The sequence below is a fragment of the Stenotrophomonas sp. LMG 10879 genome, from assembly GCF_002750935.1.
Lineage (GTDB): Bacteria > Pseudomonadota > Gammaproteobacteria > Xanthomonadales > Xanthomonadaceae > Stenotrophomonas > Stenotrophomonas lactitubi_B.
The window spans coordinates 220246-240635 of the sequence record NZ_PEJT01000008.1 but is presented as its reverse complement, the minus strand read 5'-3'; the positions used below and the strand labels follow the sequence as shown (position 1 = coordinate 240635).

Below are 20390 nucleotides of genomic sequence, written 5' to 3'. Positions count from 1 at the left end.
GCGGTCCTGTAGAGCCGAGCCCGTGCTCGGCTGCTCTTCACAACGCAGCCGAGCATGGGCTCGGCTCTACAGAAAAGCGACAGCCACGGCATGGGCCCGGCTACAGAAAGCGGGCACCCAGGCCCACGCGATAGAATGAGCGCCACTGATTTCTGCGGAGTAACGCCCATGCCTTCCTTCGACGTTGTGTCCGAAGTCGACACCCACGAACTGACCAATGCGCTCGACCAGGCCAACCGCGAGCTTGCCACCCGCTTCGACTTCAAGGGCGTGGACGCCAGGTTCGAGCGCGACGGTGAAGTGATCACCCAGTCCGCGCCGAGCGAGTTCCAGCTCAAGCAGATGAACGACATCCTGCGCGCACGCCTGGCCGCCCGCAGCATCGACGTGCTCAGCCTGGAATATGGCGACGTGGAAACCAACCTGGCGCAGGCCCGGCAGAAGATCACCGTCAAGCAGGGCATCGAGCAGAAGATCGCCAAGAAGATCGCTGCGGCGCTGAAGGAAGCCAAGCTGAAGGTGGAAACCCAGATCAACGGCGACAAGCTGCGGGTGATGGGCAAGAAGCGCGACGACCTGCAGGACGCCATCGCCGTGCTGAAGGCCGGCAAGTTCGAACTGCCGCTGCAGTTCAACAACTTCCGCGATTGATCGACGCCTGGGTGTAGCGCCGGCCCCGGTTGCCGGCCTCACTCGCGCAGCAGTCTGTACAGCGTTGTCCGCGAGATTCCGAGCTGGCGTGCAGCGAGGCTGAGGTTGCCGTCCGCGGCACGTGCGGCGCGTCGCGCTGCATCGCGCTGCTGGTCACGCAGTGGCGTCGCCTGCACGGGCGCCGCGGCCATGGCCGGCGAGCGCGTCCGTGCGGCGCGCGGTGCCTGCAGATGCTGCAGATGGACCGCGCTGCCTTCGCCCAACCGCACCCGATGCGCAGGACCAGGCTGCAGCAGTCGGCGTCGCTGTGCGGTGCTGGCGCCGGCAAACACCGTTTCCAGCGAGAGCAACGGCAGCGGCCCGCGCCGTGGCAGGCCAAGCAGACGCCGGGCGACGCGGTTGGCGGCAAGCAACTGGCCATCTTCCTGCACCGCCAGCAGGCCCTGCAGCGGTGACGCCAGCCAGCGCGGATCATGCTGCACCGCCAGCAGATGCACATCGCTGAGCGTGTGCATCAAGCGGTTCTCGATGGCCAGCGCTGCCTGCCGGAAATAACCCTGCAGCAATGCCGGATCGCGTTCCCCCAACCCGGTGATGTCGATCGCACCGCAGACCTGCCCCTGCAGGTCATGCAGCGGCTCACTCAGGCAGAACACGGGGGCGAACCGCTGCAGATAGTGTTCGTTGCCGCGTACCAGGGCGGGCAGGTCGTCGGCCAGGCTGACCGCAGGCGCGGTGGTGCCGATCTCGGCCTCGCCCAGCCGCCGCCCCACCTGGATCGGCCGCAGCAGCGGCGCATCTTCCAGGCCATGGGCGCGATGCACGATCACCATGCCCTCGCGGTTGGCGCAGAACATCGTCCACCCACGCGCTCCGAACGCGGACCACAACTGCTCCAGCTCGGGCTGCACGCAACGCGCCAGGCGGCGGTCATCGCGGGACTCCAAGCGGTGTCCGTTGCCCTGCAACGGCGGGTAATACGGCTCCTGGCCGGGGCGCACACCGGCCGCATGCGAGCGTTGCCAGGACTGCTGCAACGGCAAGGGCAGCATCGCCAGCGACTGCACGTCGCCCTCGGCGAAGGCGGCACGCGCCGCCACCAATTGCTGTTGCCCGACTGTCGTGGCCATCATGCACGCAGCGTACACCCACACACGCCACGCCCGCGTTACGTGCCAACAACGGAGCGTTTCCATTTCCGTCAGGCGTTCATCCACGCATGGCGTGGATCTACTGGGAGCAAAAAGCGGCCACCCCAGTGCCGCACCATGACGCGGAAGTACGTTTCAGTTTCCGTCAGGCGTTCATCCACGCATGGCGTGGATCTACTTCCACGACGCGCCATGCCGAGAAAGTGCGTTTCCGTCTCCGTCAGGCATTCATGTGTCGACCAAGGTCGACACCTACCAACAGCAGCGGGAACCTGTCGAAGGCGGGGTGGGTCCGGTGGCGGGGGCGTGAGCCGCATGGATGCGGCGATCGAGCTTACATGGACGTACTTGCAGCGTCCCCCGCCACCGGACCCACCCCGCCATCCCACGGATAGTCAGCTGTTGCTGTTGCTTCGGCCGTTGCCGTTGATCCGGCAGGTGCAGGGCGCAGCCCTGCAAACCCACCCCACCCCACCCTCACCTCACGCCGCGATCCGCAGGATCGGCTTCAACGTGATGCCGCGCGTACTGTCCTCGGCCGCCTGGTTGATCTGCTCCAGCGGATAGAACTTCACCAGCCGGTCGAACGGGAAGCGCCCCTGCTGGTACAGCGTCACCAACTGCGGAATGAACACCTGCGGCACGCTGTCGCCCTCGACGATGCCACGGATGCTGCGGCCACCCAGCAGCAGGTTGTTCACATCGAAGCTGGCGGTCGTGCCCAATTTCGGCGCGCCAACCACGCCCATCATGCCCAGCCCGGCCAAGGCTTCGATGCCGGCCGACAGCACTTCCGGACGACCGGTGGATTCCAGCGCGAAATCGGCACCGCCACCGGTGATCGCACGCACGGCCTCGATCACGTCGGTCTCGCGGCTGTTGACCACGTGGGTGGCGCCCAGCTCCTTGGCCAGTTCCAACCGCGAAGGCACCACGTCGATGGCGATGATGGTGGTGGCACCGGCGACCTTGGCCGCCATCACCGCACTCAGGCCGACCGCACCGGCGCCATAGCTGGCGAAGCTGCTGCCCGATCGCACCTGCAGCGAGTTGAGCACCGCACCGGCACCGGTCTGGATGCCGCAGCCCAGCGGGCCGAGCAGCTCCAGCGGCGCATCCTCAGGCACCTTGATCGCGTTGATCTCGCGCGCCAACGCAAACGTGGCAAACGACGACTGTGCAAAGAAGTGATCGTGCAGCGGCTGGCCCTGTGCATCGGTGATGGCGGCATGGCCGTGGCCATCGTCGCCACCGAAGTTCAGCGCGAAGAAATCGCGGCAGTACGCACCATGTCCACCCCGGCAGGGATTGCAGTGGCCGCACTGGCCATAGGTCAGCACGACGTGGTCGCCGGCCTTCAGTTCACGCACGTTGGGGCCGACCGCTTCGACGATGCCTGCGCCCTCATGGCCCAGCACCGCCGGCAGCGGCACTGGGTAGTACTGGTCACGCACGATCAGGTCGGTGTGGCACAGGCCGGTCGCCACGATCTTCACCAGCACTTCGTCGTCCTGCGGGCCGCGCAGGCGCGCCTGCTCGATGACGAAGGGCTGTTCCTTGCCGCGCACCACGGCGGCGGTGATGTCACGCGATCCACTGTTGCTGCTCATCGTTGCGTTCTCCTCGATCAGATGGGATAGGCCGGGGCTTCGCCCTTGACCGTCATCCATTGCCACTGGGTGAATTCCTCCACGTTGGCCGGGCCGCCGATGCTGGTGCCGTTGCCGGACGCCCCGACCCCGCCGAAGGGATTGATGACCTCATCGTTCACGGTCTGGTCGTTGATGTGCAGCAGGCCGGTATGCAGGCGCTCGCCCAGCTTCAGCGCGCGGCCGACATTGCGGGAGACGATCGCCATCGACAGGCCGTACTCGCTGTCATTGGCCAGGCGCACGGCTTCGTCGTCGTCATCGAACGGCACCACCACCGCTACCGGCGCGAAGATCTCTTCATTGAAGGCCGGATTGTCGGCACTGACGTTGCCGAGCACGGTTGGTGCGAAGAACAGATCCTGATGGGTGCCGCCGGCTTCAAGGGACGCACCCGCCTTCACCGCGTCGTCGACCACGCGCGCCGCATGGTCGCGTTGCGCGGCATTGATCAGCGGGCCCAACGCGACGTCCTCGCGTGCCGGGTCGCCCACCTTCAGCGAGTTGGCCTTGGCCACCAGCTTCTGCAGGAACGCGTCGTGGATCTTCCGGTGCACCAGCACGCGGCCGGTCGCCATGCAGATCTGTCCCTGGTGCAGGTACACGCCCCACGCGGTATTGGCCACGGCCAGATCCAGATCGGCATCATCGAGGATGATCAGCGCGTTCTTGCCGCCCAGCTCCAGCGACACTTTTTTCAGGTGCTTGCCGGCAGCTTCGCCGACCTTGCGTCCCGCCGCCGTCGAGCCGGTGAACTGGATCATCGCCACATGCGGATCACTGGTCAGCGCGGCACCGGCGGCACTGTCGCCGGGCAACATGTGCAGCACACCCTGCGGAAGACCGGCCTGCTCGAACAGGCGCGCGATCACCGCACCACCGCACACCGCCGTGCGCGGGTCGGGCTTGAGCACCACGGCATTGCCGAGAGCGATGGCCGGGGCCACCGCGCGCATCGCCAGGTACAGCGGGAAATTGAACGGTGAAATCACGCCCACCACACCCAGCGGACGGCGCCGCGCCAGGTTCAGTCGCCCGGGCTCGGACGGCAGGATCTCACCCACACTGCGCGAGGGCAGTGCAGCGGCCTCATGCAGCGCCTTGATAGTCACCTTGGCCTCGAAGCCGGCCTTCAGGCGGGTGGAGCCGCTTTCGCGGACCAGCCAGTCGACCAGCGTGTCGATGTTTTCCTCGGCCAGGCGCGCCGCCTTGCGCAGCACCTCGGCGCGCTGTTCGTACGGCGCCGCCGCCCATGCCTGTTGCGCCTGCGCCGCAGCGGCAGCCGAACGCGCGACCTGCGCCGCGTCGGCCAGGCCGATCTCACCAAGCGACTGCCCGGTGGCGGGCTCGATCACCGGCTGGCGCTGCGCGGCAGCGCTCCATTGACCATCGAAGAAGGCGCCTGACCAGAGTGTGTCCGGCAGCCATGGGGAAGATGCAGTCATGTGAAGTCCTCCTGTGTCGTGCCGCCATTGCACGCCTGGCCCGCAGCGTCGGCAATCGGCCATTGGCGTGATATCGGCAAGGGATTGAATCGATGGGAATTTCCAGCATCGCCGTTGTCCAGTTCCTGCACAGTGAACGGCACCCCGCACCGGCACGCCTACAATGGCCCCCCCGCCAGCCGATGCGCCCGCCATGACCGACACCCCCCTGCCCACCGATGACCCGATCGCCGCCACCCGCCTGTGGCTGGAGCGCATCGTCATCGGCCTGAACCTGTGCCCGTTCGCCAAGGCGGTGTACGTGAAGGACCAGGTCCGCATCGTGCTGAGCGACGCGACCACACCGGAAGCCCTGGTGGAAGAACTGGCCGAAGAACTGGTGCTGCTGCGCGACACGCCGGCCGAGCAGATCGATACCACCCTGATCGTGCACCCGCAGGTGCTGACCGACTTCCTCGACTACAACGACTTCCTCGACAACGCCGATGCGGCGATCGAGGCGCTGGACCTGCAGGGCATCCTGCAGGTGGCCAGCTTCCACCCGGACTACCAGTTCGATGGCGTCGCCGCCGATGACGCCAGCAACTACACCAACCGCGCGCCCTTCCCCACCCTGCACCTGCTGCGCGAAGACAGCGTGGCACGCGCGGTGGATGTCTACCCGGACCCGGACGTGATCGTCGAGCGCAACATCCAGACCCTGGACCGGATCGGTGTCGAGGGCTGGCACCGTCGCCTGCGTGGTGAAGACCTGTCATGAGCGCAGCGCCGCCGATTGCCACCTGGCCGGTTGCGCCGCTGCACGGCAGGGTCGTGCTGGTCACCGGCGGTGCCAATGGCATCGGCCGCGGCATCGCCCAGGCGGTGCTCGGGGCCGGCGGCCGGGTGCTGATCGGCGATCTGGATGTGGAGGCGGGCCAGGCCTGCCTCGCCGAATGGCAGCGCGGCGATGATGCCGCGTTCCAGCGGCTGGACATCACCGACGAAAGCAGCGTGCGCGACTTCATCGCGGTGGCCCTGCAACGCTTCGGCCGCATCGACGGCCTGGTCAACAATGCCGGCATCGCCGGGCCGCACGGCACCCTGCTGCAGGACATGGACTGGGAAGAATGGCAGCGCCGTCTTTCGTCGCTGCATGGTGCGTTCCTGTGCAGCAAGCATGCACTGCCGGCGCTGTCGGCCAGTAGTGCAGGCGCGATCATCAACATCGCATCGACGCGCGCCTGGCAGTCCGAACCGCACAGCGAAGCCTACGCAGCGGCCAAGGGTGGCCTGGTGGCCTTCACCCATGCGCTGGCGATCAGTGCCGGACCGGCGGTGCGGGTGAACAGCATCAGCCCCGGCTGGATCAGCACCGACGCCTGGCAGGCACCATCGCGCCGGCACGAGCCGCAGTATTCGGCCAGCGACCATGCCCAGCATCCGGTGGGTCGGGTCGGGCAACCGCAGGATATCGGCGCGCTGGCGGTGTACCTGCTGTCCTCGTTGTCCGGCTTCAGCACCGGCCAGGATTTCATCGTCGACGGCGGCATGACCCGGAAGATGATCTACGCCGAGTGAAAGCGGGACGCCCCGGTAGCGCCGGGCCATGCCCGGCGGCTTTCCTACGCCGCGCTACGTGCTCGCCGGGCATGGCCCGGCGCTACCGGAGCGCTGCTCTTTTTTTCGTTTACGCCATGCCGGAGCATTCCAGTAGATCCACGCCATGCGTGGATGGCGGCAGCGTGCTTACGCCATGCCGGAATGCCGCAGCAGCGCGTCGATCTGCGGCGCGCGGCCGCGGAACGCCTTGAAGTTCTCGGCGGCCGAACGACTGCCACCACGTGACAACACCTCGTCGCGGAAACGCGCGCCGGTTGCGGCCAGCGCCTGCGGCGCTTCCTCGAACGCGGCGTACGCATCGGCGCTCAGCACTTCGGCCCACTTGTAGCTGTAGTAACCGGCGGCGTAGCCACCGGCGAAGATGTGGCTGAACTGATGCGGGAAGCGATTCCAGCTCGGCGGATGGTTCACCGCCACCTCCGCACGCACGCGCTCAAGCAGTGCCAGCACGCTGTCCTGCGCGGCTTCGAACTGGCTGTGCAGCAGCATGTCGAACAGGCCGAATTCGAGCTGGCGTACGGTCGCCATGCCGCTGTGGAAATTGCGTGCGGCCAGCATGCGCTCGTACAGCGCGCGCGGCAGCGGCTCACCACTGTCCACATGCGCGGTCATGCCCTGCAGGTGCTCCCATTCCCAGCAGAAGTTCTCCATGAACTGGCTCGGCAGCTCCACCGCATCCCATTCCACGCCGTTGATGCCGGCCACGCCCAGTTCGCCGATGCGCGTCAGCAACTGATGCAGGCCATGGCCCATTTCATGGAACAGCGTGGTCACTTCGTTGTGGCTGAAGGTCGCCAGCTTGCCGTCGGCGCCACGGCCGAAGTTGCACACCAGGTACACCAGCGGCGTCTGCACGCTGCCATCGGCACGCTCGCGGCGATTTCGGCAATCGTCCATCCACGCGCCACCGCGCTTGCCTTCGCGCGCGTAGAGGTCCAGGTAGAACTGGCCCACCAGCTTGTCCTGCGCATCCACCAAGCGGAAGAAACGTACGTCCTCATGCCAGACCGGCGCGCTGTCTTCCTGCACGCGCAGGCCATACAGCTGTTCGATCACCGCGAACAGGCCGCCCAGCACCTTGGGTTCGGTGAAGTACTGCTTCACTTCCTGCTCGGAGTAGCTGTAACGTGCCTGCTTCAGGCGGTCGGCGGCGAACGCCAGATCCCAGGCCTGCAGGCTGTCGATACCGAGATGCTCGCGGGCGAACTGCTCCAGCTCGGCACGGTCCCTGGCCGCGAACGGCTTGGCGCGTGCGGCGAGGTCGCGCAGGAAGCCCAGCACTTCGGCGGGGTCCTTGGCCATCTTGGTGGCTACCGAATAGTCGGCGTAGGAATCAAAGCCCAGCAACGCGGCCAACTCGGCACGCAGTGCAAGGATGCGATCGATGTTGCCGCCGTTGTCCAGCGCATCGTCGCCGAACTCGGAGGCGCGTTGCGCGCTGGCGCGGTACAGGATCTCGCGCAGGTCGCGATCCTCGCCCCAGGTCTGCACCGGCAGGTAGCACGGCATCTGCAGGGTCAGCTTCCAGCCCGTCTTGCCGTCCTTCTCCGCAGCAGCGCGTGCCGCAGCCTTCACGTCGTCCGGCACGCCAGCCAGGCGCGCCGGGTCTTCGACGATCAGCGACCACGCATCGGTGGCGTCGAGCACGTTCTGCGAGAACTTCGCCGACAGCGCCGAGAGCTCTTCCTTGATCGCCGCGAAACGCTGCTGCGCGTCCGCATCCAGTTCGGCACCGCCCAGGCGGAAATCACGCAGGGTGTTTTCCAGTACCTTGCGGCGCGCCTCGTCGAAACCGGCCGCCTCGGTGCTGGCCGCCAGGGCCTGGTACTGGCGGTACAACGCCAGGTTCTGGCCCAGCGCACTGGCGAAGCGGGTCACCCGCGGCAGGTTGCTGTTGTACGCCTCGCGCAGCTCGGGGGTGTTGACCACGCCCTGCAGGTGGCCGACCAGGCCCCAGGCGCGCCACAGGCGTTCGGTGGCATCGTCCAGCGGGGCAACGAAGGTCTGCCAGCTGACCGGCTGCACCTGCTCGGCAGCGCTGACCGCCGCCTCGGCCTGCGCCAGCAGCACGTCCAGCGCCGGCGCGACATGCTCGGGGCGGATCGCCTCGAAGCGCGGCAGGCCGGAAAAATCGAGCAGGGGGTTGGCAACGGTCACGGCAGGTCTCCAGGGTACGGGCCCGGCAACGCGGGCAGCCAGATCGATATGGCGCTTGCCGGGCTGGCAGACAAGGGGCGGCGGGCCATTGTTCACGTCGGCCTTACGGCCCTCGTCTGAAGCTTGCGGCGCGGGGGAGACCGCAGCGGAACGTGTCGAGGAGGCCCCACATGGAAGGTCTGGCTCCAGCTCCATCCTCAGTACGCTCACCATCGCTGGCGCTGTCGGCCAGCCCCACCGAACTGGCCTGGATCGCCGCGCTGTGCGATGCGGGCGACGATGCGCCGCGCCACCTGCAGCAGCTGCAGGCACTGCAGCACCAGGGCGGCAGGTTCAGCGACGAGCAGGAATGGTATCCGTTCGAGGTGATCGAACGCGGTGCCAGCCAGGTGCGGCTGGGCCACGAGCGCGAGTTCGTCATCTGCGTGCTGCTGTGGCTGCAGGCCCTGGCCCAGGGCCGGGCCAGCAGCCTGGACCCGCGCCTGCACCTTGACGACCGCGCCGTGGAGATCGAGGCCCTGCCCGATGCCCTGCGCGATGCGGTACTGGATGCCTTCATGGCCGCGGGGTATTGAGCGCGATCCAATGCGCCGCTGCGCTCGCCGGGCATGGCCCGGCGCTACCGACCTGTCCTGGTAGCGCCGGGCCATGCCCGGCGGATGCCTGACGGGCTTACAGCGCTTCCAGGCTGCACCACGGCAATCCAGGCAGGCCCTGCCCGGCCGCCGCCGCTGCTACCTGTACGTCGGCCGCGTCCACATCGATGCCCTGCCGCACATACCAGGCCGGGTCGTAATAGCTGTGCGCATAGCGATCGCCGCTGTCGCACAGGATGCTGACGATGCTGCCCTTGCGACCCGCCTCGCGCATCCACTGCGCGGCCTGCAGCACGCCGATGAAATTGGTGCCGGTGGAGCCACCGACGCGGCGCCCCAGCTGGCGGCTGACGTGGCGCATCGCGGCCAGGCTCAGGGCATCTGGCACCTTCACCATGGCGTCGACACTGGTCGGAATGAAGCTCGACTCCACCCGCGGCCGGCCGATGCCTTCCACCCGCGAGCCGCCGCTGCAGGTCATGCCGCGCCACTCATTGCCGCCGGCCAGGGCAGCCTGGTAGCCGTCGAAGAACACCGACACTTCCGGGTCCGCACACAGGATGCGGGTGTCGTGCCGGCGATAGCTGACGTAGCGGCCGAGCGTTGCGGCCGTACCGCCGGTGCCGGGGCTGCACACGATCCAGTCCGGAATCGGGCTGGGCTCCTCGGCCATCTGCTTGAAGATGGATTCGGCGATGTTGTTGTTGGCGCGCCAGTCGGTGGCGCGCTCGGCATAGGTGAACTGGTCCATGAAGTGGCCGCCGGTTTCGCGGGCCAGCTTTTCCGAATCGCAGTTGAGGTCGCAGGCGCGCTCGACCAGGTGGCAGCGGCCACCGTGGAACTCGATCGCCGCGATCTTCTCCGGCGACGTCGTGGCCGGCATCACCGCGATGAACGGCAGGCCGAGCAGTCGCGCGAAGTAGGCCTCGGACACGGCGGTGGAGCCGCTGGACGCTTCGATCACCGGCCGCCCTTCGCGCAGCCAGCCGTTGGCCAGCGCGTACAGGAACAGCGAGCGCGCCAGCCGATGCTTGAGGCTGCCGGTGGGATGGCTCGATTCATCCTTCAGGTACACCTCGATGCCCTCGAACCCGGGCAAGGCCAGCGGGATCAAGTGGGTATCGGCGGAACGGTTGAAATCGGCTTCGATCTTGCGGATGGCGGCAGCCACCCATTCACGCTGCGACATGGCGGGCAATGGTCATCAGGACGGAACGGTGCGATCCGGCCATTGTACGTCGCGGTGCCGTCAGCTGCCGCCCCGTAGAATGGCACCCATCCGGCCGGCAACGGCCCTGTCTGAAGGACCTCCCCCATGACCATTCCCGCCCTGCGCGATGTCCCCGGCGTCGCCGCCCAGGCCCCGGCCGAAACCACCGGTTTCGTCTTCAACCACACCATGCTGCGGGTCAAGGACGCCACCGCCTCGCTGGACTTCTACACCCGCGTGCTGGGCTACCAGCTGATCGACAAGCGCGACTTCGCCGAAGCCCAGTTCAGCCTGTACTTCCTGGCCTACGTCCCGGCTGGCACTACCGTGCCGGAAGATGACGACAGCCGCCGCCTGTGGATGGCCGGTCTGCCGGGCGTGCTGGAACTGACCCACAACCACGGCACCGAGACCCAGGACGGACCGGTCTACCACGACGGCAACAGCGACCCGCGCGGGTTCGGCCACATCTGCGTATCGGTGCCGGACATCGAGGCCGCCTGCCAGCGCTTCGAGTACCTGGGCGTGACCTTCCAGAAGCGCCTGACCGACGGCCGCATGAAGAACCTCGCCTTCATCAAGGACCCGGACGGCTACTGGGTCGAGATCATCTCCAACGCCTGACTCAGAAAGGCGCACAATTCCGGTAGCGCCGGGCCATGCCCGGCGGCCTTGAGCAGGCCGCGCTGCGCGCTCGCCGGGCACGGCCCGGCGCTACCGACTCCGCCCCCCTTTTTTGCGAGGTTCGTATGGAAACGATGGAACTGCACCGCGGGCGATTGATCGACCACATCCAGCTGGTCGTACGTGATCTGGCCGCCAGCCGCCGCTTCTACCAGGCGGTGTTCGACACGATCGGCATCCCGGTGGCCGGAGAAGGCGATGACTACTTCTGGGCCGACGAACTATTCATTTCCAGTGCCAACAGCGAGGCCGCTGCCGGCCAGTTGACCGGCCGCCACCACCTGGCCTTCCAGGCGCGCGATACCGCCACCGTTGATGCCTTCCACAGCGCTGCGCTGGCGGCGGGTGGCAAGGACAACGGCGCGCCCGGCGAGCGCCCTTACCATCCCGGCTACTACGGCGCATTCGTGCTGGATCCAGATGGCAACAACATCGAGGTGGTCTATCACGGCCCGGCGAACTACAGCGCCGATTCGGTGACGGTCAGCTTCTGATTCCTGCGCTACGCGCTCGCCGGGCATGGCCCGGCGCTACCAACGAAGAAGCCGGGCAATGCCCGGCTTCATCTCATCGCACTGCGCAGGCCTCAGTGGGCCGCCATGTAGATGTCCTGCAGCACGGCCTTTTCCAGCTCCAGCTCGCCCAGCAGGTTCTTCACGATGTCACCCAGGCTGAGGATGCCGACCAGCTGGTTGCCATCGGTGACCATCAGGTGGCGACGACGCGAGTAGGTCATCAGGGACATGGCCTGCTTCAACGTGGCGTCCGGCGCAATGCCTTCCAGACCGGTGGACGGCAGGCTGGAAATCACCCGTCGGCCGGCCTGCGGACCATCATCGGCCAGGCTGCGGACGATGTCCTTCTCGGAAATTATGCCGACCGGGGCATCATCCTTCATCACTACCAGTGCGGCGATTTTATTCGCGCTCATCTTGTGCGCGGCGGCACCGATCGTGTCTTCCGTGTCGATGGTGATGACAGCTTCTTTCTTGGATTGCAGGAGCTCGCGGACGTTCATTCTTGTTTCCTGGTGCAGGTCACTGAAGTCAAAAAAGTGTGCTCTGCCGATTCGCCCCCTCCCCGGGAACAGACCCTTCAGCGCACGTCTGGCGCACTTTGCCGGATCTGGCATTTCGCCAGCAGGCGGGCTAGGTGCTGCAACGCGAACGAGGCGGATTCAACGGCTCAACCCGGATCTCGGTCAACTTGATTCTACGACTGCGTCCATCGGTCACTAGCGGCATCGATGGGACAGATTGTCGTGGGAACCGGCCAACGATCCAGAGAATGGCACCGTGGGTGAAACCGCCGCTGAATGCTGGCGGTGCCACGCGTTAAAGATTGAGTGCGCCCTGCCGAAGGCGGACAGAACACCCGGCGGCTGTCCCACTTGCCACCGCTACCGATGCAAACGAAAGAGGCAACATGGGGCCCCTTCGCTTGCAGCAACGCAAGAATCGGATTCAAGTCAGGTGGAGCCCCGAGCGTCCCACTAACGGGCGCAGGACATCGTCTGATGCGCTGGGCATTGCTTAAGGAAGGGGCTCCGTCCTTCAAGATCAAGCCCACCCATCTTCAATCAGCATAGAATCCTGATTTTGATTGGGAGCGACATGAAATTTCATCGAACGTCCTACGTGCTAACCGGCACCCTCTTGTTGGGCAGCGCGACTGCTCAAGCAGTCCCCTGCACCTTGTCCACTGTGACCATCGATGTTGCGCAGCACGGCATCGCTGCAAGGGAAATTGTTCTAGACATCAGTCAAGGCGATGCTTCGTTCAATGAAACCGACCTAGCTCCCTTCACCCGACGCGCCGTCGTCGGACTGGATGCGCAGGGCAAGGCTGTTGGCACCGAGCGCACGACGGATGCCGAAACTGTTGGCTACCAAGTCGCCGCCGTCTGCTCGGGCGACAGAGTGCAGCTTGAATTCAGCCATGTGGCAAAGATCGGGACACAATCCATCCCCATGGCACTTGTGGATCAGCCTTCAATGCCGCCCAAAACCGAGCGATTCCGCACTCGAGTAGTACTCTTCGGCCGCCCCGAATCCAACAGTGCAAAGTTCGAGGGGAAGGGTTGGAGCTACACTTTGCGAGCCGAATAGCTGGAGCACTGCCCTGCCCTCTAGCTCAGCCGCGCACGCCGTCCGCGATCTTCCTCAGCTATCCAAAAAGCTCCGCGATAGGCCAGGGTCTCGACATGATCTTTTCTCTTCGACGGTCCGAGACTGCGTGTCTGTACGTCGGTGAGGGGCCTTGCCAGGACCACTTTCAGGCGCAGGCACGGCCAAGCGAGTTCAACCCGACCGCCCCCGCAGGGACGAGGGCCAGACTTGGCTTAAGGCGATGGCCTTGGCAACTAAGCACCGACGTCCGTAGCTCAAGGCGCGGAGCGAAGAGCATCAAGTAAGACCGCGTATCCCGAGAGTTCATTTGTCTATGACCGGGTACGTCATCTGGGAGGCTGGCGTCATGCAGGGGCGTAGCCATTGCTTCGCCGGCACCCTCTCGCTGCCCGCTTGTGCTGAGGATGGCCCCGACGAGCTGCGCATTCTGTCGCTTTCAGCACGCAAGACCACTGGTCGCCGCTCGCAACGTCACTGACTCAGCCGGGCGGTAGGCCAGCTCCCTGAACACCGAAGCATCGCTCAACGCCGTGTCCCGATTGCTCCGCATGTGGAGAAAGCACGCCACGAGAGGCAAGGTGCAGCACACGCCATTCGAAAAGAATGCATCAAGTGGCCAACCGCACAAACACTCCAGCACGATGCACCACCTTGGGATCAGCACTGTCCACTGGAAAAGATGCGAATGGCCAGCAAATTCGAATGTACTAATGCGAAGGAGACCAACACTTAGACCATGAAGACCCGTGAACTATTCCTATCGATCAGCATCGCAGGCTCAATCCTCTCGTCTGGATGTGCAGGGACAGGTGACCTCTCCAAAGAATTCAAATGCAATCGCGATGATGTTGTCATGGCCGCGATCAAAGACATTCGACACAGAGCCAGCGGCTACACCTACAGCGATTACATATACCCCCCTGCAAAGCTCGACAACAAGCCCTTCGCTGCCTATTCGGACAAGCAGAGCTCAATCCCTATCGCACTGGAGAAAATTGAAACAATCTCTGTCCAGAAGATGAGCGACGGATCCGGCCGAAGCGTCCTGAATTGCAATGCAACACTCAGGATTGAAATCCCGGCCGCGGTCGCGGACGTAATGAAGATAAATCAGCACCAAAAAATGCGCGTCCTGGATAATGCCAAGGGAAAATTTGGCGACAGGAGCGTCCATTTCGAGAACGTCGGGTTCAGAGCACATGAGATTGATGGCGACTCAATCAAAGCAGAGGTTTCGAACTACGACGGGCCGTGGTCGTTACATGTCATCACGACACTTGCCGTCAATGGCCGGCACCTGATGCTGGAGGATGCACTTAGGCAATATAGAACTCAGGACGCCAACCTCAACTTGATTTGGGAGAATTTGCCGAATTACCTGCAGGCGGCTGAACGTGACTCCCAGCGGAGCTGGATAAAGTCTAAAACAGACAAATGCGGGGAGATCAATCTCGAACCGTATGATTCGGAAGACATCTTTGATCGCATCAACATCATCGAATGCCACGCAAAAATGACAAAATCGCGAGTCTTCGAGATGCGTAGATAGTTGGGTCCACGCCATCCCACAGCTTCAACTGAGCTACATGCCGCGCCTGAGGCCGTCCTGAGCGCAGCCTCCACAACACCCGGATAGCGAAAGGACGAGAGCAGAAACGCCCTCGTCCTTCACCTTTTAGCCCGTTTCCGGCAACCCCTTACTCCACCGTCACGCTCTTGGCCAGGTTGCGCGGCTTGTCCACGTCGGTGCCGCGCGCCAGTGCAGTGTGGTACGCCAGCAGCTGCACCGGGATGGTGTGCACCACCGGGCTGAGCACGCCGGCATGGCGCGGGGTGCGGATCACGTGCACGCCCTCGGACTCGTTGAAGTTGCTGTCCTGGTCGGCGAACACGAACAGCTCGCCGCCACGCGCACGCACTTCCTGCATGTTGGATTTGACCTTCTCCAGCAGGCTGTCGTTGGGCGCAATCACCACCACCGGCATGTCCTCGTCCACCAGCGCCAGCGGCCCGTGCTTGAGCTCGCCGGCCGGGTAGGCCTCGGCGTGGATGTACGAGATCTCCTTCAGTTTCAGCGCGCCTTCCAGGGCGATCGGATAATGCAGGCCACGGCCCAGGAACAGCGCACTGCTCTTGCGCGCGAAGCGCTCGGCCCACGCGGCGATCTGCGGCTCCATGTTCAACGCATGCTGCACACTGCCCGGCAGGAAACGCAGCTGCTCCAGGTAGTCTGCTTCCTGCGCCGCATCGACGCGACCATGCAGCTTGCCCAGTACCACGGTCAGCTGGAACAGCGCGGCCAGCTGGGTGGTGAAGGCCTTGGTCGAGGCCACGCCGATCTCGGCGCCGGCGCGGGTGTAGCAGACCAGTTCGCTGGCGCGCGGAATCGCGCTTTCCGGCACGTTGCAGATCGACAGCGTGTGCTTGTGGCCCAGCGACTTGGCGTACTTCAGCGCCTCCATCGTATCCAGCGTTTCGCCGGACTGGGAGATGGTCACGATCAGGTGCTTGGGATTGGCATACGCGGCGCGATAGCGGTACTCGCTGGCGATCTCCACGCTGCACGGCAGGCCGGCGATGGCCTCGATCCAGTAGCGCGCGGTCAGGCCCGAGTAGTAACTGGTACCGCAGGCCAGGATCTGCACGCCCTCGATGCCCGACAGCACCGCTTCGGCATTCTTGCCAAACAGCTCGGCCGGGAAGCCACCGGCGTCGATCGCCGCTTCGATGGTATCGCCCAGTGCACGCGGCTGCTCGTGGATTTCCTTCTGCATGAAGTGGCGGTACGGGCCCAGCTCCAGCGAGGCCAGCGAGACATCGGAGAGATGTACATCGCGCTCGATCGGCTGATCGTTGCCGTCGAAGATGCTCACCCCATCACGGCGGATCTCGGCGGTGTCGCCCTCTTCCAGGAAGATCACCTTGCGCGTGGCCGACAGCACGGCCGACACATCGGACGCCACGAAGTTCTCGCCCTCGCCCAGGCCGACCAGCAGCGGGCAGCCCATGCGGGCGCAGACGAAACGTTCCGGCTCGGCACGGCTGACAACAGCCAGTGCATAGGCACCGGTCAGTTCCTTGACCGTGTGCTGCAGCGCGACCAGCAGGTCATCACCGTTCTTCAGGTGATGGTGGATCAGGTGCGCGATCACTTCGGTGTCGGTCTGCGACTCGAAGGTATAGCCCAGCGCGCGCAGCTTCTCGCGCTGCTCTTCATGGTTCTCGATGATGCCGTTGTGCACCAGCGCCACGCCATGGCTGATGTGCGGATGCGCGTTCGCCTCGGTGACGCCACCGTGGGTAGCCCAGCGCGTGTGGCCGATGCCCAGGCTGGCATTGAAGCCCTCAGCCTCGGCCGCAGTGGCCATCTCCGAGACACGACCGGTACGGCGCACGCGGCGCACGTCGGGCCGTTCGGCCTGATCGATCACCGCAATGCCGGAGGAATCGTAGCCGCGGTATTCCAGTCGCTTCAGTCCTTCGATCAGCAGCGGCACCACGTCGCGCCCGGCGATCGCACCTACGATTCCACACATGTCACGCATTTCCTTGAAGACGATCGCCGCATTCTAGCCTGCGTGTCCGCCAACCCCCTCCTGTCCGCTTAATGAAAGTGTCCGGAAAGGTGTCCGCGGACACCCGGACAGTAGTGCCGTCCCTGCAAATCATTGATGGAAAAGGAAATAAAGTTGGCACGCTGTGTGCTTTGTGTAGGGCACCACTCTGGCACCACCGACAGGCACGAACCCGATGATCCGCGACACCTCCGCCCAGGACCAGATCGTTTCCCCCGCTTTGGCCAGTGCTCCCAAGGCCGCGTGGCACCGTTACCGCTGGCCGGCCCTGGCGGGCATCGCCCTGCTCGCCGGCATCGGCTGGGCCGTGCATGCCTGGTCCAACGCCAGCCGCTCGTTCGACAGCAGCCGGGTGCGCGTGGCCGAAGTGCAGCGCGGCGACCTGGTGCGCGACATCGCCGCCGACGGCCGCGTGATCGCCGCCAACAGCCCGGTGTTGTATGCGATCTCCGCCGGCACGGTGGACCTGAAGGTAGTGGCCGGCGACGTGGTCAAGAAGGGCCAAGAGCTGGCGATCATCGACAGCCCCGAGCTGCGCAGCAAGCTCGCTCAGGAAGAGGCCACCCTGGCGGGCCTGGAAGCCGAGGCCAGCCGCGCCAACCTCGATGCCACCCTGGCCCGGGCCAAGTCACGCAAGGAAACCGACCAGGCCAACATCGAGCGGCAGGCCGCCGACCGCGACCTGCAGCGCTACCAGCGTGGCTTCGATGGCGGTGCGGTGCCGCAGATCGATCTGGCCAAGGCCCAGGACACCCTGAAGAAGGCCGACATCAGCCTGGCCAATGCCACCACCGATGCGCGGCTGCAGAGCCAGGGCGCGGATCTGGACGCACGCAACAAGCGCTTGCTGGCCGACCGCCAGAAGGCCGTGGTGGCCGAAGTGCGGCGCCAGGTCGACGCACTGACCCTGCGCGCACCGTTCGATGGCCAGGTCGGCCAAGTGCAGGCTGTTCAGTCCACCAACCTGGCCGCCAACGCGCCGGTGCTGGGCGTGGTCGACCTGTCCAAGTTCGAGGTCGAGATCAAGGTGCCGGAAAGCTTCGCGCGCGATCTGGCGATCGGCATGCCGGCGCAACTGACCGGCGGCAACGGCCAACCGTTCCCGGGCGAGATCAGCGCAGTGTCGCCGGAAGTGGTCAATGGCGAGGTCAACGCGCGCGTCCGCTTTGCCGCGGCCCAGCCGGAAGGCCTGCGCCAGAGCCAGCGGATGTCGGTGCGCGTGCTGCTGGATACCCGCAGGAATGTCATGAAGGTAGAACGCGGCCCGTTCGTGGAACAGGGCAATGGCGTGGCGTACGTGATGGATGGCCGCACCGCGGTGCGCCGTCCGGTCGAACTGGGCGTCAGCAGCCTGGGCGAAGTGGAAATCAAGTCGGGTGTGCAGCCGGGGGACCGCATCGTGGTCTCGGGCAGCGACCTGTTCAAGGACGCCGAACGCGTCTCCGTCAACTGACAACTCATACATCCTGGAGAGAGGACACCCCATGTACATGCTCGAAATGCGTTCGGTCGCCAAGGTCTTCCGTACCGAACAGGTGGAAACCCACGCGCTGCGTTCACTGGAACTGCAGGTCAAGGAAGGCGAGTTCGTCGCCGTCACCGGCCCGTCCGGCTCCGGCAAGACCACCTTCCTCAACATCGCCGGCCTGCTGGAAACCTTCACCAGTGGCACCTACATGCTCGATGGCCAGGACGTCAGCAAGCTCGGCGACGATGCGCGCAGCCGCCTGCGCAACCAGAAGATCGGCTTCATCTTCCAGGGCTTCAACCTGATTCCGGACCTCAACCTGTTCGACAACGTGGACGTGCCGCTGCGCTACCGCAAGATGAGCGCCGGCGAGCGCCGCGAGCGCATCGAAAAGGCGCTGAGCCAGGTGGGTCTGGGCTCGCGCATGAAGCACTACCCGAACGAACTCTCCGGTGGCCAGCAGCAGCGCGCGGCGATCGCCCGTGCCCTGGCCGGCAGTCCGCGCCTGCTGCTGGCCGACGAACCGACCGGCAACCTGGATACGCAGATGGCGCGCGGGGTGATGGAACTGCTGGAGGAGATCAACGCCGCCGGCACCACCATCGTCATGGTCACCCACGATCCGGAACTGGCCGCGCGCGCGCAGCGCAACGTACACATCGTCGATGGCCAGGTCACCGATCTGGTACGCGAGCCGGTGCTGGCCACCCCACGTCGCATCGTCGCCGTCAACGAGTGAGGGCACGACCATGTTCGCCTACTACGCCCGACTGGCGGTGCGCAGCTTCCGCCGCAACAAGGTACTGACCGCGCTGATGGTGGTGGCCATCGCGCTGGGCATCGGTGCTTCGATGACCACCCTGACCGTGTTCCATGTGCTGTCCGGCGACCCGATCCCTGACAAGAGCGACCGCCTGTTCTACGTGCAGGTCGATCCGCGCCCGCGCTCGGGTTACTTGACCGGCGAAGAGCCGGAAACCCAGATGACCCGTTTCGATGCCGAGACGCTGCTGCGCGAAAAACGTGGCGAACGCCAGGCGATGATGAGTGCCGGCGATGTGACCGTCGAGCCGGAAGGCAGCACGTTGAAACCGTTCAACATCGACACGCGCTGGACCTCGGCCGACTTCTTCCCGATGTTCAACGTGCCGATGCTGTATGGCCGTGCCTGGACAGCCAGCGACGATGACGGTCGCGCACGCGTGGTGGTGCTGTCCAAGGTGATCAACGACAAGCTGTTCCAGGGTGCCGACAGTGTCGGCCGTGAGATCCGTGCCGATGGCCATTCGCTGCGGGTGATCGGCGTGATGGACACCTGGAATCCGGAACCGCACTTCTTCGACCTGACCGTCGGCAACTACGGCCGCGAAGAGGACCTGATGATGCCGCTGTCCACCGCGATGGACCTCAAGCTTGGCAGCAACGGCAACATGAACTGCTTCCGCGACGGCGCGCCCGACGACGACAGCAATTCGATCAACGCACCGTGCACCTGGATCCAGTACTGGGTGGAGCTTGACCCGTCCAAGGTCGAAGACTATCGCCGCTACCTGGTCAACTATTCGGACCAGCAGCGTGCTGCCGGCCGTTTCGAACGCCCTGCCAACGTGCGCCTGCGCAGCGTGATGGAGTGGCTGACCTTCAACAACGCAGTGCCCAGCGACGTGCGCCTGCAGATGTGGCTGGCGCTGGGTTTCCTCGGTGTCTGTCTGGTCAACACCGTCGGCCTGCTGCTGGCCAAGTTCCTGCGCCGCAGCGGTGAAATCGGTGTGCGTCGCGCACTGGGTGCCAGCCGCGGGCAGATCTTCCTGCAGTGCCTGGTCGAAGCGGGTGCGGTGGGCGTGGTCGGTGGCGTGCTCGGTATCGGGCTGGCGCTGCTGGGCCTGTACGCGGTACGCCAGCAGCCGGTGGACTACGCCAAGCTGGCCCACCTGGACGGCAGCATGCTGCTGCTCTCGCTCGGCCTGACCCTGCTGGCCAGCATCGCTGCCGGCTTCCTGCCCGCCTGGCGCGCGATGCAGGTCACCCCGGCCATCCAGCTCAAGTCGCAGTAAGCACGAGAACGAGGACTTC

General features: G+C 65.2%; 18 protein-coding genes. 11 read left to right on the top strand and 7 right to left on the bottom strand.

Annotated features, from left to right (window positions below; translation table 11 throughout):
* The first annotated feature begins 168 nt into the window (after positions 1 to 168).
* The gene (locus CR919_RS14505) at positions 169 to 651 is read left to right on the top strand and encodes a YajQ family cyclic di-GMP-binding protein (RefSeq protein WP_099820599.1); all 483 of its coding nucleotides are present in this window, start codon (positions 169 to 171) and stop codon (positions 649 to 651) included.
* Between the two features lie 38 nt (positions 652 to 689).
* Here CR919_RS14505 and CR919_RS14500 read toward each other — a convergent pair whose 3' ends face one another.
* The 3 genes from CR919_RS14500 to CR919_RS14485 form a co-directional block, all read right to left on the bottom strand.
* The gene (locus tag CR919_RS14500; protein ID WP_243380192.1) at positions 690 to 1781 is read right to left on the bottom strand and encodes a helix-turn-helix domain-containing protein; all 1092 of its coding nucleotides are present in this window, start codon (positions 1779 to 1781) and stop codon (positions 690 to 692) included.
* A 503-nt stretch (positions 1782 to 2284) separates the two neighbouring features.
* Complete coding sequence (locus tag CR919_RS14490; RefSeq protein WP_099820596.1) at positions 2285 to 3412, bottom strand: NAD(P)-dependent alcohol dehydrogenase; 1128 nt, start codon at positions 3410 to 3412, stop codon at positions 2285 to 2287.
* Between the two features lie 17 nt (positions 3413 to 3429).
* Positions 3430 to 4896, bottom strand: a complete 1467-nt coding sequence (locus CR919_RS14485; protein WP_099820595.1) for a benzaldehyde dehydrogenase — start codon at positions 4894 to 4896, stop codon at positions 3430 to 3432.
* A 193-nt stretch (positions 4897 to 5089) separates the two neighbouring features.
* On the opposite strand from CR919_RS14485, the gene CR919_RS14480 reads away from it, so the two are divergent.
* Positions 5090 to 5656: a DUF1415 domain-containing protein gene (locus CR919_RS14480; protein WP_099820594.1), complete on the top strand. Its 567-nt coding sequence runs from the start codon at positions 5090 to 5092 to the stop codon at positions 5654 to 5656.
* Positions 5653 to 6456, top strand: coding sequence for an SDR family oxidoreductase (locus CR919_RS14475; protein ID WP_099820593.1), 804 nt, complete (start codon positions 5653 to 5655; stop codon positions 6454 to 6456). Before CR919_RS14480 ends, CR919_RS14475 begins: the two co-directional genes overlap by 4 nt.
* Before the next feature lie 168 nt (positions 6457 to 6624).
* Here CR919_RS14475 and CR919_RS14470 read toward each other — a convergent pair whose 3' ends face one another.
* Positions 6625 to 8655, bottom strand: a complete 2031-nt coding sequence (locus CR919_RS14470; RefSeq protein WP_099820592.1) for a M3 family metallopeptidase — start codon at positions 8653 to 8655, stop codon at positions 6625 to 6627.
* A gap of 170 nt (positions 8656 to 8825) precedes the next feature.
* On the opposite strand from CR919_RS14470, the gene CR919_RS14465 reads away from it, so the two are divergent.
* The gene (locus CR919_RS14465) at positions 8826 to 9230 is read left to right on the top strand and encodes a hypothetical protein (protein ID WP_099820591.1); all 405 of its coding nucleotides are present in this window, start codon (positions 8826 to 8828) and stop codon (positions 9228 to 9230) included.
* A gap of 97 nt (positions 9231 to 9327) precedes the next feature.
* Here CR919_RS14465 and CR919_RS14460 read toward each other — a convergent pair whose 3' ends face one another.
* A complete protein-coding gene (locus tag CR919_RS14460) occupies positions 9328 to 10440 on the bottom strand; it encodes a PLP-dependent cysteine synthase family protein (RefSeq protein ID WP_099820590.1) in 1113 nt (370 codons plus the stop codon).
* A 126-nt stretch (positions 10441 to 10566) separates the two neighbouring features.
* On the opposite strand from CR919_RS14460, the gene gloA reads away from it, so the two are divergent.
* Positions 10567 to 11085, top strand: coding sequence for a lactoylglutathione lyase (gene gloA, locus CR919_RS14455; RefSeq protein WP_099820589.1), 519 nt, complete (start codon positions 10567 to 10569; stop codon positions 11083 to 11085).
* Between the two features lie 125 nt (positions 11086 to 11210).
* On the top strand, positions 11211 to 11639 hold the full coding sequence (locus tag CR919_RS14450) for a VOC family protein (protein WP_099820588.1): 429 nt from the start codon (positions 11211 to 11213) through the stop codon (positions 11637 to 11639).
* Between the two features lie 92 nt (positions 11640 to 11731).
* Here the strand turns inward: CR919_RS14450 and CR919_RS14445 are convergent, their stop codons facing one another.
* Positions 11732 to 12163, bottom strand: a complete 432-nt coding sequence (locus CR919_RS14445) for a CBS domain-containing protein (RefSeq protein WP_049467102.1) — start codon at positions 12161 to 12163, stop codon at positions 11732 to 11734.
* Between the two features lie 676 nt (positions 12164 to 12839).
* Between CR919_RS14445 and CR919_RS21075 the strand changes: the two genes are divergently transcribed.
* Together CR919_RS21075 and CR919_RS14440 are read left to right on the top strand one after the other, a co-directional pair.
* Positions 12840 to 13253, top strand: coding sequence for a hypothetical protein (locus CR919_RS21075; RefSeq protein WP_133119618.1), 414 nt, complete (start codon positions 12840 to 12842; stop codon positions 13251 to 13253).
* Between the two features lie 757 nt (positions 13254 to 14010).
* Entirely contained in the window at positions 14011 to 14823 is an 813-nt protein-coding gene (locus CR919_RS14440; RefSeq protein WP_133119617.1) for a lysozyme inhibitor LprI family protein, read from the top strand.
* 148 nt (positions 14824 to 14971) lie between these two features.
* Here CR919_RS14440 and glmS read toward each other — a convergent pair whose 3' ends face one another.
* Positions 14972 to 16810 carry a glutamine--fructose-6-phosphate transaminase (isomerizing) gene (glmS, locus tag CR919_RS14435; protein ID WP_099820586.1) on the bottom strand — a complete coding sequence of 613 codons (1839 nt, stop codon included), beginning with the start codon at positions 16808 to 16810 and terminating at the stop codon, positions 14972 to 14974.
* A gap of 214 nt (positions 16811 to 17024) precedes the next feature.
* On the opposite strand from glmS, the gene CR919_RS14430 reads away from it, so the two are divergent.
* The 3 genes from CR919_RS14430 to CR919_RS14420 are packed head-to-tail and all read left to right on the top strand — an operon-like array spanning position 17025 to position 20371.
* Positions 17025 to 18302 carry an efflux RND transporter periplasmic adaptor subunit gene (locus tag CR919_RS14430; protein ID WP_099820585.1) on the top strand — a complete coding sequence of 426 codons (1278 nt, stop codon included), beginning with the start codon at positions 17025 to 17027 and terminating at the stop codon, positions 18300 to 18302.
* 31 nt (positions 18303 to 18333) lie between these two features.
* The gene (locus CR919_RS14425; RefSeq protein WP_032976565.1) at positions 18334 to 19056 is read left to right on the top strand and encodes an ABC transporter ATP-binding protein; all 723 of its coding nucleotides are present in this window, start codon (positions 18334 to 18336) and stop codon (positions 19054 to 19056) included.
* A gap of 10 nt (positions 19057 to 19066) precedes the next feature.
* A complete protein-coding gene (locus CR919_RS14420) occupies positions 19067 to 20371 on the top strand; it encodes an ABC transporter permease (protein ID WP_099820584.1) in 1305 nt (434 codons plus the stop codon).
* The last annotated feature ends 19 nt before the right edge of the window (positions 20372 to 20390 follow it).

Coding starts and splice junctions, on each gene's coding strand:
- CR919_RS14505 (WP_099820599.1), top strand. CDS start 169: ATGCCTTCCTTCGACGTTGTGTCCGAAGTCGACACCCACGAACTGACC.
- CR919_RS14500 (WP_243380192.1), bottom strand. CDS start 1,781: ATGGCCACGACAGTCGGGCAACAGCAATTGGTGGCGGCGCGTGCCGCC.
- CR919_RS14490 (WP_099820596.1), bottom strand. CDS start 3,412: ATGAGCAGCAACAGTGGATCGCGTGACATCACCGCCGCCGTGGTGCGC.
- CR919_RS14485 (WP_099820595.1), bottom strand. CDS start 4,896: ATGACTGCATCTTCCCCATGGCTGCCGGACACACTCTGGTCAGGCGCC.
- CR919_RS14480 (WP_099820594.1), top strand. CDS start 5,090: ATGACCGACACCCCCCTGCCCACCGATGACCCGATCGCCGCCACCCGC.
- CR919_RS14475 (WP_099820593.1), top strand. CDS start 5,653: ATGAGCGCAGCGCCGCCGATTGCCACCTGGCCGGTTGCGCCGCTGCAC.
- CR919_RS14465 (WP_099820591.1), top strand. CDS start 8,826: ATGGAAGGTCTGGCTCCAGCTCCATCCTCAGTACGCTCACCATCGCTG.
- CR919_RS14460 (WP_099820590.1), bottom strand. CDS start 10,440: ATGTCGCAGCGTGAATGGGTGGCTGCCGCCATCCGCAAGATCGAAGCC.
- gloA (WP_099820589.1), top strand. CDS start 10,567: ATGACCATTCCCGCCCTGCGCGATGTCCCCGGCGTCGCCGCCCAGGCC.
- CR919_RS14450 (WP_099820588.1), top strand. CDS start 11,211: ATGGAAACGATGGAACTGCACCGCGGGCGATTGATCGACCACATCCAG.
- CR919_RS14445 (WP_049467102.1), bottom strand. CDS start 12,163: ATGAACGTCCGCGAGCTCCTGCAATCCAAGAAAGAAGCTGTCATCACC.
- CR919_RS14440 (WP_133119617.1), top strand. CDS start 14,011: ATGAAGACCCGTGAACTATTCCTATCGATCAGCATCGCAGGCTCAATC.
- glmS (WP_099820586.1), bottom strand. CDS start 16,810: ATGTGTGGAATCGTAGGTGCGATCGCCGGGCGCGACGTGGTGCCGCTG.
- CR919_RS14430 (WP_099820585.1), top strand. CDS start 17,025: ATGATCCGCGACACCTCCGCCCAGGACCAGATCGTTTCCCCCGCTTTG.
- CR919_RS14425 (WP_032976565.1), top strand. CDS start 18,334: ATGTACATGCTCGAAATGCGTTCGGTCGCCAAGGTCTTCCGTACCGAA.
- CR919_RS14420 (WP_099820584.1), top strand. CDS start 19,067: ATGTTCGCCTACTACGCCCGACTGGCGGTGCGCAGCTTCCGCCGCAAC.